Source organism: Thermobifida sp., from assembly GCF_017577275.1.
Classification (GTDB): domain Bacteria; phylum Actinomycetota; class Actinomycetes; order Streptosporangiales; family Streptosporangiaceae; genus Thermobifida; species Thermobifida fusca.
The window spans coordinates 391209-403385 of sequence record NZ_PITY01000020.1; the positions used below are offsets into that span (position 1 = coordinate 391209).

11 protein-coding genes are annotated in these 12177 nt (G+C 66.6%); 9 read left to right on the forward strand and 2 right to left on the reverse strand.

The genetic code is table 11. The features are described 5' to 3' along the window. The first annotated feature begins 631 nt into the window (after positions 1–631). The 4 genes from CW348_RS06735 to CW348_RS06750 all read left to right on the forward strand — a co-directional run bounded on the left by CW348_RS06735 (position 632) and on the right by CW348_RS06750 (position 6327). Positions 632–4276, forward strand: coding sequence for a multifunctional oxoglutarate decarboxylase/oxoglutarate dehydrogenase thiamine pyrophosphate-binding subunit/dihydrolipoyllysine-residue succinyltransferase subunit (locus CW348_RS06735; protein ID WP_011291013.1), 3645 nt, complete (start codon positions 632–634; stop codon positions 4274–4276). Positions 4277–4289: 13 nt separating this feature from the next. Beyond that, on the forward strand, positions 4290–4466 hold the full coding sequence (locus tag CW348_RS06740; RefSeq protein WP_011291012.1) for a DUF6104 family protein: 177 nt from the start codon (positions 4290–4292) through the stop codon (positions 4464–4466). 203 nt (positions 4467–4669) lie between these two features. After that, the gene (locus CW348_RS06745; RefSeq protein ID WP_011291011.1) at positions 4670–5524 is read left to right on the forward strand and encodes a DUF4097 family beta strand repeat-containing protein; all 855 of its coding nucleotides are present in this window, start codon (positions 4670–4672) and stop codon (positions 5522–5524) included. Beyond that, positions 5521–6327 (forward strand): PadR family transcriptional regulator, encoded by an 807-nt coding sequence (locus CW348_RS06750; protein ID WP_016188244.1) that lies wholly within the window; start codon positions 5521–5523, stop codon positions 6325–6327. Before CW348_RS06745 ends, CW348_RS06750 begins: the two co-directional genes overlap by 4 nt. A 70-nt stretch (positions 6328–6397) precedes the next feature. Here CW348_RS06750 and CW348_RS06755 read toward each other — a convergent pair whose 3' ends face one another. Then, positions 6398–7612, reverse strand: coding sequence for an NADP-dependent malic enzyme (locus CW348_RS06755; RefSeq protein ID WP_049754918.1), 1215 nt, complete (start codon positions 7610–7612; stop codon positions 6398–6400). 477 nt (positions 7613–8089) lie between these two features. Between CW348_RS06755 and CW348_RS06760 the strand changes: the two genes are divergently transcribed. From CW348_RS06760 to CW348_RS06770, 3 genes are all read left to right on the forward strand, one after another. Then, positions 8090–8575, forward strand: a complete 486-nt coding sequence (locus tag CW348_RS06760; RefSeq protein WP_011291008.1) for a GNAT family N-acetyltransferase — start codon at positions 8090–8092, stop codon at positions 8573–8575. Positions 8576–8841: 266 nt separating this feature from the next. Next, complete coding sequence (locus CW348_RS06765) at positions 8842–9267, forward strand: anti-sigma factor (RefSeq protein ID WP_011291007.1); 426 nt, start codon at positions 8842–8844, stop codon at positions 9265–9267. Beyond that, on the forward strand, positions 9264–10067 hold the full coding sequence (locus CW348_RS06770) for an RNA polymerase sigma factor SigF (protein ID WP_011291006.1): 804 nt from the start codon (positions 9264–9266) through the stop codon (positions 10065–10067). Before CW348_RS06765 ends, CW348_RS06770 begins: the two co-directional genes overlap by 4 nt. A gap of 44 nt (positions 10068–10111) precedes the next feature. Here the strand turns inward: CW348_RS06770 and CW348_RS06775 are convergent, their stop codons facing one another. Further along, complete coding sequence (locus tag CW348_RS06775; protein ID WP_227480999.1) at positions 10112–10513, reverse strand: hypothetical protein; 402 nt, start codon at positions 10511–10513, stop codon at positions 10112–10114. Between the two features lie 111 nt (positions 10514–10624). Here CW348_RS06775 and CW348_RS06780 point away from each other — a divergent pair, with 111 nt between their 5' ends. Next, positions 10625–11560, forward strand: a complete 936-nt coding sequence (locus CW348_RS06780; RefSeq protein WP_287463191.1) for a diacylglycerol kinase family protein — start codon at positions 10625–10627, stop codon at positions 11558–11560. 344 nt (positions 11561–11904) lie between these two features. After that, the gene (locus tag CW348_RS06785) at positions 11905–12168 is read left to right on the forward strand and encodes a WhiB family transcriptional regulator (protein WP_011291003.1); all 264 of its coding nucleotides are present in this window, start codon (positions 11905–11907) and stop codon (positions 12166–12168) included. The last annotated feature ends 9 nt before the right edge of the window (positions 12169–12177 follow it).

Sequence of the window (12177 nt, forward strand, 5' to 3'; positions counted from 1 at the left end):
GGCGGGGCGCAGGGCCGATGGTGTCGCGTCGGGGATGAACCACCGCGCGATGTTCCGCCGTTGTTTGCGGGATGCGGATTGTGGGACGATCGTCGCGGCTCGATAGGGCGGGCAGCGCACTGTCCGCGGTCCGGCATGCGCTGTCGGGCAGCGCATCCGAGAAAGAGGGTCTTTATCCGGGTTTCCCGGATGCTTCTGCTGCCCGGCTCCGTCCCGAATCCAGGGTTTCCCGGCCGGCGAGGACACTCTTCTGGCAGCGGAGGCGGGCTCGCGCAGAGGCTGATCCGACCAGCTCTTCCACCCTGTGCAAAAATGTGAATCAGATCACAGATTAGCCGCCATTAGAGGCGGGGATCCTGGACACAACGCCGCCCGAATCCGCTCCCCGCACGTGGCTGCTGACCTGTCCATCTGGGGCTACCCTTGATTTGTGAATAAATGTTAGGTATATCCCAGCGTGGCACCCTGCTAGAGGTGCCGTAGGCGCCTCTGGCAAAGTAGCCTGTTACCACGAGACGGTCTGCTGGGCATGCCCTAGTGCAGTCATACGGAGTACAGCCACATCCCTCTGACTGGACACCCGTCTCACCACCCATACACAAACGAGCTGCGGAAGAGGGCGATCTCCGCCGTGTCGTCTGAGGCGTCTCAACCCCTGACAGATTTCGGCCCCAACGAGTGGCTGGTCGACGAGCTTCACCGAAAGTACCTCGCCGATCCCAACTCAGTTGATAAGGCATGGTGGAATTTCTTCGCGGACTACAAGTCCGGAACCGCCGCCGACGGGTCAACCTCCCCTGCTAAGAGCACCGTAGCCGGCAACGGTGCTGGCGGCGCGGTCAGAGCCGCGGCATCGAAGGCGGCCGCCCGGCCCGCCACAGCCACCACCCCCGACGGCTCTGACGATGCACTCGCGGTGTCCCAGGAACGGCTGCGTGGTGCATCGGCCCGTACCGCCGCGAACATGGAGTCCAGCCTCACCCTGCCTACCGCCACAAGCGTGCGCGCGGTGCCGGTGAAACTCCTGTTCGACAACCGCATCGTGATCAACAACCACCTGCGGCGCGCGCGGGGAGGCAAAGTCTCCTTCACCCACCTGATCGGCTACGCCATGGTCAAGGCGCTGGAGTCGGTCCCGGTGATGAACTACTCCTACACCGAGATCGACGGCAAGCCCGCCGTGGCCAAGCCCAAGCACGTCAACTTCGGGCTGGCGATCGACCTCGCCAAACCGGACGGCTCCCGGCAGCTTGTGGTGCCGAACATCAAAGCTGCCGACACCATGAACTTCAAGGAGTTCTGGTCCGCCTGCGAGGAGCTTGTCCGCAAGGCGCGCAGCAACAAGCTGACCGTGGCCGACTTCCAGGGCACCACTATCACCCTGACCAACCCGGGCGGTATCGGCACGGTGCACTCGGTGCCGCGGCTGATGCCGGGCCAGGGCACCATCCTGGGCGTGGGTGCTATGGAGTACCCGGCCGAGTTCCAGGGCGCTTCTCCGGCGACCTTGAACGAGCTCGCCGTCAGCAAGGTCATGACTCTGACCTCCACCTACGACCACCGCATCATCCAGGGGGCGGAGTCCGGAGAGTTCCTGCGGCGGATCCACCAGCTGCTGCTCGGCGAGGACGGCTTCTACGACGAGATCTTCGAGTCGCTGCGCATCCCCTACGAGCCGGTCCGCTGGGTGCAGGACATCTCGGTTAACCGGGACAACCAGCTTGACAAGGCCACCCGCGTCCAGGAGCTCATCCACGCCTACCGGGTGCGCGGCCACCTGATGGCCGACACGGACCCGCTGGAGTACAAGCAGCGCCGCCACCCCGACCTGGACGTCCTCGAGCACGGCCTCACCCTGTGGGACCTGGACCGCGAGTTCCCCACCGGAGGCTTCGGCGGCAAGCCGGTGATGAAGCTCCGCGAGATCCTGGGGATCCTGCGGGACAGCTACTGCCGCACCGTGGGCATTGAGTACATGCACATCCAAAGCCCTGAGGAGCGGGAGTGGATCCAGGCCCGGGTGGAGCGGGAGCCGGAGAAGCTCAGCCGGGAAGAGCAACTGCACATCCTGAAGCTGCTCAACAGCGCTGAGGCGTTCGAGACCTTCCTGCAGACCAAGTACGTGGGCCAGAAGCGCTTCTCCCTGGAGGGCGGAGAATCGCTGATCCCGCTGCTGGACGGGGTGATCACCAAGGCGGCTCGAGCCCAGTTGGACGAGGTCGTCATCGGTATGGCCCACCGCGGCCGCCTCAACGTGCTGGCCAACATCTGCGGCAAGTCCTACGCGCAGATCTTCGGCGAGTTCGAAGGCAACCTCGACCCGCGCAGCGCCCACGGTTCGGGTGACGTCAAGTACCACCTCGGTACCGAGGGCACCTTCACCACGATCACCGGCGAGAAGATCGCGATCAGCCTGGCGGCCAACCCGAGCCACCTGGAGACGGTCAACCCGGTCGCCGAAGGTATCGTGCGGGCCAAGCAGGACATCCTCAACAAGGGGGCCACGGGCTTCACGGTCCTGCCGATCCTGATCCACGGCGACGCCGCGTTCGCGGGCCAGGGTGTGGTCGCCGAGACCCTCAACCTGTCGCAGCTCCGCGGCTACCGCACCGGCGGCACCATCCACATCATCGTCAACAACCAGGTCGGGTTCACGACCTCGCCCAAGGACAGCCGCTCCAGCGTGTACGCGACGGACGTGGCCCGCATGGTGCAGGCGCCGATCTTCCACGTCAACGGGGACGACCCGGAGGCTGTGGTGCGGGTGGCACGGCTGGCGTTCGCCTACCGCCAGGAGTTCAACAAGGATGTCGTCATCGACCTGGTCTGCTACCGGCGGCGCGGGCACAACGAGGCGGACAACCCCTCGTTCACCCAGCCGCTGATGTACGACATCATCGACGCCAAGCGGTCCACCCGGAAGCTGTACACCGAGGCGCTGATCGGCCGCGGCGACATCACGCTGGAGGAAGCCGAGGAGGCGCTGCGCGACTACCAGGAGCAGTTGGAGCGCGCTTTCGCCGAGACCCGCGAGGCCGCCAAGAAGCCGATCGAACCGGGTTCGGTCATCAAGCCCGAGGTGTTCACCGAGGCCCCGATCGACCACTCCGCGACCCCGACCGCGGTCAGCGAAGAGGTCATCAAGCGGGTGGCAGAGACCCAGGTCACGTTCCCCGAGGGCTTCACCGTGCATCCGCGGCTGCTGCCGCAACTGCAGCGGCGGGTCCGCATGGTCGAGGAGAACGCGATCGACTGGGCGATGGCCGAGACGCTGGCGTTCGGTTCGCTGCTGATCGACGGCCACCCGGTGCGCCTGGTCGGCCAGGACAGCCGCCGCGGTACGTTCGGCCAGCGGCACGCCGTCCTCGTGGACCGCAAGACGGGCGAGGAGTACACCCCGCTCAAGGTCTTCGACCGGGGCACCGCCAAGTTCCACGTGCACGACTCGCTGCTGAGCGAGTACGCGGCCCTGGGCTTCGAGTACGGCTACTCCTTGGAGCGTCCGGACGCCCTGGTGGCCTGGGAGGCCCAGTTCGGTGACTTCGTCAACGGCGCCCAGACCGTCATCGACGAGTACATCAGCTCGGGCGAGCAGAAGTGGGGCCAGAAGTCGAGCGTGACCCTGCTGCTGCCGCACGGCTACGAGGGCCAGGGGCCGGACCACTCCTCGGCGCGCATCGAGCGTTTCCTGCAACTGTGCGCGCAGGAGAACATGACGGTCACCATCCCGACCACGCCGGCGAACTACTTCCACTTGCTGCGCTGGCAGGTGAAGTCGCCGTACCGGCGCCCGCTGATCGTGTTCACGCCCAAGTCGATGCTGCGGCACAAGGCGGCCGTGTCGGCGGTGTCGGAGTTCACCTCCGGATCGTTCCGTCCGCTCATCCCGGACACCAGCGGCATCGCTCCGGAGGACGTGCGGCGGGTGATCCTGTGCGCGGGCAAGATCTACTACGAGCTGGACGCGGCCCGGAAGCGGACCGGTGACCAGCACACCGCGATCATCCGGGTGGAGCGGCTCTACCCGCTGCCGATCGACGAGATCCGCCAGCAGCTCCGGTCGTTCCCCAACGCGGGCGAGGTGCTGTGGGTGCAGGAGGAGCCGGCGAACATGGGGCCGTGGCCGTTTGTGGCGCTGGTCTTCGCCGAGCAGCTCGACCGTCCGTTCACCCGGATCTCGCGTTCGGCGAGCTCCTCTCCTGCCACGGGTTCCGCCAAGCGGCACGAGGTGGAGCAGCAGGCCCTGGTGAACACGGTCTTCCCGCCGACCGAGTAGAGGCGAGGTACCGATGTACTTCACCGATCGCGGTATCGAGGAGTTGGAGAAGCGCCGCGGTGAGGAGGAAGTCACGTTGGCGTGGCTCGCCGAGCAACTGCGCATCTTCACCGACTTGAACCCGGAGTTCGAGACCGCTGTTGACCGGCTGGCCACGTGGCTGGCCCGCAGCGACGAAGACGACGAGTAGCGCGACATCGTCGACGTAAGGCCCCGGACCGACTCGGCCGGGGCCTTACGTGTTCGCGGGCTCATGCGGGTAGTTCCGAAGCCGGGGTAGGGAGCTCCCTGAGGGCGGGTCAGGGAACCCCCTGGTATTTCACGACATATCTTGAGAGCACCGCCATCGCGACATATCGTGTTTTCAGAGACGCCGATGAGAAGGGGACCGCGATGGCACGGTGGACCATCGACCGACCAACCACACATACCTTGGACGGGATCGTGGCCCTGCGGGTACGCGTCGTCGGCGGCCACGTCAACATCCTGCCCACCGACGACCCGGCGACCTTCGAGATCTCCGAAATCTCCGGGGAGCCGCTCCTCGTCTCGCACGAAGCCGGGATCCTCACCATCACCTACGCCGACCTGACCCGGGACGGGCTCCTGGAACGGCTGCGCCCCATCCAGTTGGGCAGCTACCGCGGCCTGCCGCGGCGCAGCGCCACCATCAACCTCCGCATTCCCCGCGACTGCCCGGTCGAGGTCACCGCGGCCACCGCCTCGATCGTGGTGGCCCAACTGACCGCGAAAACCCAGATCCGCAACGGTTCCGGAGACATCACCCTGGACGGGGTAGGCGGGGACACGGAGATCAACACGGTCTCCGGAGATGTGGAGGCCCGCAACCTCACTGGCCGGCTCGGCTACAAGAGCGTCAGCGGCGACCTGGAGATCGCGGGCGGCCAGCTTTCCGAACTGTCTGCCAAAACCGCTTCGGGGGAACTCCTCGCCGACATCGACCTGGCTCCTGCAGCCCGGGTCACTCTGGGAAGCATCTCCGGTGAGATCGCGCTCCGGGTGCCGGCCGACACCTCGGCCACGGTCGAGCTGCGCTCCGCCACCGGGCGCCTGGACTCCGCGTTCGGCCTGGACCGGCAGAGCACGCGCGGATTCACCCGGCTCAGCGGAACGATCGGCCCGGGGATCGACCCCGCCACGATCACCACGACCACTGTCTCCGGCGCCACCTCGCTGCTGCGCCGGGCTGCCGACACGCCAGCCGCGATCCCGAAGGGGGACGCATGACCACCATCTTCGGCCACGGCCGACTCCGCCTGTACCTGTTGAAACTGCTGGACGAAAGCCCCCGGCACGGCTACGAGATCATCAGCCTGCTGCGGGACCGGTTCCTGGGGATCTACTCGCCGTCGCCCGGAACCATCTACCCGCGCCTGGCCCGCCTCGAAGAGGAAGGGCTCGTGACCCACGAAGAGGTCAACGGGCGCAAGGTCTACCGGCTCACCGACAAGGGCCGCGCAGAACTGCGGGAACGGGAACGGGACCTCGAAGACCTGGAACGGCAGATCACCGAATCGGTGCGGGACATCGCCCAGGCGGTCCAGCGCGACGTCCGCGACACCATCAGCCACCTGCGCGAAGAGCTGAAGGCCGCCGCCCAGCACACGCGGCGGAGCCGCTCGGAGCGGCAGGAGAGCGCGAAGACCGGTGCCGACGACGTCTGGAGCCGGGCCGCTGACGAGCAGGAGGAGCGCCGGGACAGGGAGCGCGAGCACGGGTTTGCGTGGAACCGCGAGTGGGAGAAGTTCGCCCACACCTTCGGCTGGGTCTGGCCCAAAGGGCCTAAGGACCGCGCCGCAGGCAGCGGGTTCGAACGGATCCTGCACGACTTCACCCACCGGGTCCGCGACATCATCCGCGAAACCGGCGGGATCAGCGAGGCCGCGATCGCGGACCTGCGCCGCATCCTGGACGAGACGCTCGACATCATCCGCCGCGACGCTGCCCGCTGGGGACCCCCGCCGACGGACTCTGCGTCGCGCGCCACAGACAACGCGGACAAGGAGCAGACACCGCGCAGCACGGAGTGAGCCGCGCCGGCGCGGGAACGGCCCTGAGGGATTGCCTCAGGGCCGCACGCTCTCTCCTCCGGCCCTCCGGTTAGGCCCGGGCCACGCCGTCCTTGCGGGCCTGGTCGGCCACTGCGGCAGCCACCGCCGGGACGACCCGCTCGTCGAACGGCTTGGGGATGATGTAGTCGGGGGCGAGATCGTCGCCCACCAAGTCGGCCAGCGCGGTGGCCGCCGCGAGCTTCATGTTCTCGGTGATCTGCGTGGCCCGCACGTCCAGGGCCCCGCGGAAGACACCCGGGAAGGCGAGCACGTTGTTGATCTGGTTCGGGAAGTCGCTGCGCCCGGTCGCCACGACCGCCGCGTACTTGCGGGCCACATCGGGGTGGACCTCAGGGTTGGGGTTGGCCATCGCGCAGATGATGGCGTTGTCGGCCATGGTGGCGACGACCTCCTCGGGCACTTCGCCCGCGGACAGGCCCACGAACACGTCTGCTCCGGCCAGCGCGGACTCGATGGAACCCTGCAGACCGGCCTTGTTGCTGATGGCCGCCAGTTCCGCCTTGTACTTGTTGAGCCCGGGCCGCCCCTCGTAGATCAGGCCCTTGCTGTCGGCCACCGCGATGTCGCCGATCCCGCCCCGGATCAGCATGCGGGAGACCGCGATCCCGGACGCCCCTGCGCCGGAGACAACCGCGCGCAGGTCGCTGAGTTCGCGGCCGGTGACCCGGGCCGCGTTGCGGATCGCGGCCAGCGCCACGATGGCCGTACCGTGCTGGTCGTCGTGGAAGACCGGGATGTCGAGCCGCTCCCGCAGCCTCTGTTCGATCTCGAAGCAGCGGGGCGCGGAGATGTCCTCCAGGTTGATGCCGCCGAAGGACGGGGCCATGCGGACCACCGTCTCGACAATCTCGTCGACGTCAGTGCACGCGAGCGCGATAGGCACCGAGTCGATCCCGGCGAACTGCTTGAACAGCAGCGACTTGCCCTCCATGACGGGCAGGGAAGCCTCCGGGCCGATGTCCCCCAAGCCGAGCACGGCCGTACCGTCGGTGACGACGGCGACAACGTTGTTCTTCCAGGTGTAGGTATCCGCCAGCTCCGGGGTGTCCGCGATGGCGGTGCAGACACGCGCCACACCCGGGGTGTAGGCCAGGGACAGGCTCTTTTGGTCGTTGACCTCAACGGTGGAGCGGACTTCCAGCTTGCCCCCGCGGTGGAGAGCAAATGCGGGATCGTCGTCAAGCCGGGAACTGCGGTCGCTGGTCACGTAGAAACCCCTCAATGAATCCGTGCGCGTCCCCATCCACGTTGACGGGGACAGTGTGCGATGGGAAGCAGCGAGCGGAGAGGGTCGAAGATGCGGTTTGTGGGACACGTCCACACCGATCGGCTTGATCGGTTGCGGCGGTCAGACTCTCCGCAACGGTTGTGCGGAAGCGCTGCCAGCGGTACGGGGGGTGGCCCGTGGCTTCATCATCTCACAACGGTGTCCCGGAGACCTATGCCAGGAGGGGACCATTGATATCTCTCACCCCACAAGTGGGCTTTGCACCGGGTGCACCTTAGGCCCGCGTCCGCCCCGGAACCGCCTGGTGGCAAGGGCATCGGGGCATTCTGCGGGAGAACGCTCGGGTATCGTGTCCCAGCGTGATTTTCTTGTGCCGCGCCGCCCGCCCCGTCGTGCGGGGTCCGCGCGGCCCGCGGCCGCCCTCCGCATCACCCCTGGTGCGGGGCCGCGTGGTCAGATCGTCCTTCCCGAGTATCCGCTGCGAGGTCTATTGTGATCCGTCCGGCCCGGCCTGACGACGTTCCCGTCATCACCGCGCTGGTCCGCGAACTAGCGGAGTATGAGAAGGAGCCCCAGTCCGCGACAGCCACCGAAGAGGACTTCGCTGCCGCGCTGTTCGGCCCGAACCCGGCGGTCTTCGCGCACGTCGCCGAGCACACCGCCGAGGACGGTTCCCCGATGGTCGTGGGCATGGCCCTGTGGTTCCTCAACTTCTCCACGTGGACCGGACGCCACGGCATCTACTTGGAAGACCTGTACGTACGCCCTGAGTTCCGGGGGCGCGGCTACGGCAAGGCGCTGCTGACCGAACTGGCGCGGATCTGCGTAGCCCGAGGCTACCGTCGGCTGGAGTGGTCGGTGCTCGACTGGAATACGCCCGCGATCGAGTTCTACAAGTCGCTTGGCGCGGTGCCGATGGACGGGTGGACGGTCTACCGGCTCACCGGGGAGGCGCTGACCGCCCTCGGCCAGCAGTGACCCAGCGGGAAGCACCCGGCAGGCTTCCGCTGTCTGCGGGGGGTTGCTGCCGCTGTCCCGGCCGCGCCCGGAGCAGCAATTCCCCCGCTCACGGACGTCCGGACACTGATATCGCAAAAATTTTCGCTTTCCCGTGCGGTTTCGGCAGTACCCTCCCGATTGTCACCGTCCGTGGTCGCCACAGATCAGTGTGCACCTGGCACGGACCAGGGGGGAACAAGATAGATTGCTTACAAGCGGCAATCTCGCTTCCCTTAAGGAGGGACGTGACCAACGACACCGCTGTACCGACGGCGGACGCCATGGGTGTAAGAGACACGGTGACCGTCCGCATGCCCGCGGACAGCGCCTATCTCTCCGTGCTCCGCACAGCCACGGCTGGACTCGCCGCCCGCCTCGATTTCACCCTGGATGAGATCGAGGACTTGCGCATCGGTGTGGATGAGGCGTGCGCGATGCTCCTCACCCAGGCGCTACCCGGTACAGATCTGACCACGGAGTTCGAACTCACCGGGGACGGGATGCGCATCAGTGTCTCGGTGCTCACCTCAGACGGGCGACTACCGGCACGCGACACGTTCGCGTGGACCGTACTCTCGGCGCTGGCCGGTGACGTGGACGCTGTCGTCGGTTCTGATGACCGAGTATCGATCGTCCTGTACAAGCGCCGCAACCCGGTGGAGTCGGTGTGAGTGAAAGGGGGCCCGCTCTGACGGCGCAAACAGAACACTCGACGCCTGACCGGGCCCGTGCGCGGGAGCTATTCGAACGTCTGGGAGAACTCGACCCAGACTCGCCGGAGCGCCAGCGCATCCGGGATGAACTCGTCGAACTGCACCTCCCTCTCGTGGAGTACCTCGCCCGGCGATTCCGTAATCGGGGTGAGTGGCTCGACGATCTCACCCAGGTGGCCACGATCGGGCTCATCAAGTCCATCGACCGTTTCGACCTGAGCCGCGGGGTGGAGTTTTCCACCTACGCCACTCCCACCATTGTCGGCGAGATCAAGCGGCACTTCCGGGACAAGGGGTGGGCGGTACGGGTTCCGCGCCGTCTCCAGGAGCTCAAGCTCTCGCTGACCAAGGCCGTCAGCGAACTGTCCCAGCGGCACGGCCGGGCGCCCACGGTTGCCGAGCTCGCCGAGTACCTCAAGATGTCCGAGGAAGAGGTGCTCGAAGGGTTGGAGTCGGCCAACGCCTACTCCACGGTCTCGCTCGACGCGCCAGACAACGGTGATGAGGACGCTCCCGCGGTCGCTGACTCGTTGGGGATCATGGACGAGTCCCTCGAGGGCGTGGAGTACCGGGAGTCCCTCAAGCCGCTCCTGGAGCGTCTGCCGCCGCGGGAGAAGAAGATCCTGCTCCTCCGCTTCTTCGGCAACATGACCCAGTCGCAGATCGCCGCGGAGCTCGGCATCTCGCAGATGCACGTGTCCCGGTTGCTGGCGCGCACCCTCGCCCAGCTACGTCAGGCGCTCACCGCTGACGACTGACCTTGCCTACGACCTACCCGCGTCACCGCTGTGACGCGGGTTCGTCATCTCTGCTTCTTCGCCGCGCCCTCCGGGGGGAAGAGCGTGGCGGTCGTCGGCGGGGCGAGCACGAAGAGCAGGGTGAGGACCGCAAACGCCCCCAGCCCGAGGCTCAGGTGGACTTGGTCGCTGGTCCACAGGTAGTAGGCGATCACCAGTGCGAAGAGCTGGGTGAGCACGATGGGGGTGCGCGCCCACTCCTTGAGGTGGAACAGGCCCCAGGCGACATAGCAGAGCGCAGCGCTGCCGCCGAAGGCGAACACGGCGAGAGGGAGCGCGAAGTTCACGTCGGTCGCGTTGCCGAGCAGTGTGTTGACCAGGACGTAGCCGCCGAGGATGAACAGCAGCACTCCGAGGAGTCCTTCGCACACTGCCGCGAGGAGAAGGGTGATCGGTCGTCGAGACACGGCTTCACTGTAACCTGCCTCTTTGGTCCCCTGTTCTGCGGGACCTTCGGCGCGCAGCACCGGTCTCCGGTCCACTCCCGTGCTGGACGGCAGGGTCAATAGACTGGCGGCGTGCGCGCGTTGTTCATCGGGAATCCTCAGGCCACAACGGCTACCCCCCGCTCGCGCGACGTCATTGTCCGTGCGCTCGCCAGCGACATGGCGGTGGACACGGTGTTGACGGAGTATCGGGGCCATGCGCGGGAACTGGTGCAGCGGGCCGCTGAAGAGGGCTATGACCTGGTGGTCAGCTTCGGCGGTGACGGGACCGTGAACGAGGTGGTCAACGGGATTCTCGCGCTTCCTGCGAAGCAGCGCCCGCTCTACGCTGCCTTGCCTGGGGGCAGCGCGAACGTGTTCGTCCGTGCCCTGGGCCTTCCCGCCAACCCCGTGGAGGCCACCGGCGCGGTCTTGGAGGCGCTGCACAGCGGGTCACGCCGCACGGTGAATCTGGGGCACATCGACGGACCGGATGGCGGACGCTACTTCACGTTCTGTGCGGGGTTCGGCTGGGACGCGGAGGTGGTCCATGAGGTGGAGCGGCAGCGGCAGCGCGGGCGACGGGCCACCCCCGCCCTGTACACCGCCATCGCGTTGAGCCTGTTCCTGCGCGGAGGGATGGGCGGGGATCCTTCGCTGAGCGTGGAGGTGCCGGGGCGTCCTCCGGTGCGGAACCTGTTTTTCGTGCTGGTGACGAATACGACGCCGTGGACGTATGCGGGGCCGTCGCCGGTGCAGCCGACTCCTCGGTCGCGTTTCGAATTGGACCTGGACGTGTTCGCGTTGACCAGGGTGGACACGATCACGACCGCCAACGTGCTGCGGATGATGTTCTCCGCGAAAGGGGTGCCGCCGCGGGGCCGCGGCTACCGCACCTGGCACAACTGCGCAGAGTTCACAATCCGGTCACAACACCTCAGACCATTCCAAATCGACGGAGAATACCTCGGACACCGACAACAGGTCAATTTCCGATCGGTTCCGAAGGCGTTACGAATCGTAGCTTAAGGCGACATAAAAGCCCAGTTCAGGGCACTTGTGACGTACGCGACACCCTTGATCGCGCTTTAGTGCTCCATCTCTCTTGAAAGCTTCTCTTAACCCTGCCACGCTCAAAGTACCGCCGCACGTTACGGGCGTGTTAACCGTTGGTGCCCAGGCCCGGCTGTCGTGTTTCAGGGATGTCCGCGCCCAGCGACTGCCGGAACCAACGGCAGCCGCCCGTGTGGGGCGCACGAAGAAGGTAGCGGGACCCGTCCAATACGCCACTTGCGACGGATCCGAGCACCCTACTTCGTGAAGTATTTCACAAGTCTGACGCCCCGACCGCCTCACCGTGAGGAGTGACCCGCATGGACTGGCGCCACCACGCTGCCTGCCGTGACGAAGACCCCGAGCTCTTCTTCCCCATCGGCAATTCTGGCCCGGCACTGATTCAGATTGAAGAAGCCAAGGAAGTATGCCGTCGCTGCTCCGTAAGCACCGCCTGCCTTGAGTGGGCCTTGGAAACCGGCCAGGACGGCGGTGTCTGGGGCGGCATGAGCGAGGACGAGCGCCGCGCGCTCAAGCGCCGCCGCGCCCTGCGTCCCGCTGCCCGGTTGAGCACCGCGGTCTGATCTGCCCCC

What these genes read in the sequence shown, in the direction of transcription:
- CW348_RS06740 (WP_011291012.1), top strand. Translation starts at nt 4,290, where the DNA reads ATGTACTTCACCGATCGCGGTATCGAGGAGTTGGAGAAGCGCCGCGGT.
- CW348_RS06745 (WP_011291011.1), top strand. Translation starts at nt 4,670, where the DNA reads ATGGCACGGTGGACCATCGACCGACCAACCACACATACCTTGGACGGG.
- CW348_RS06750 (WP_016188244.1), top strand. Translation starts at nt 5,521, where the DNA reads ATGACCACCATCTTCGGCCACGGCCGACTCCGCCTGTACCTGTTGAAA.
- CW348_RS06755 (WP_049754918.1), bottom strand. Translation starts at nt 7,612, where the DNA reads ATGGGGACGCGCACGGATTCATTGAGGGGTTTCTACGTGACCAGCGAC.
- CW348_RS06785 (WP_011291003.1), top strand. Translation starts at nt 11,905, where the DNA reads ATGGACTGGCGCCACCACGCTGCCTGCCGTGACGAAGACCCCGAGCTC.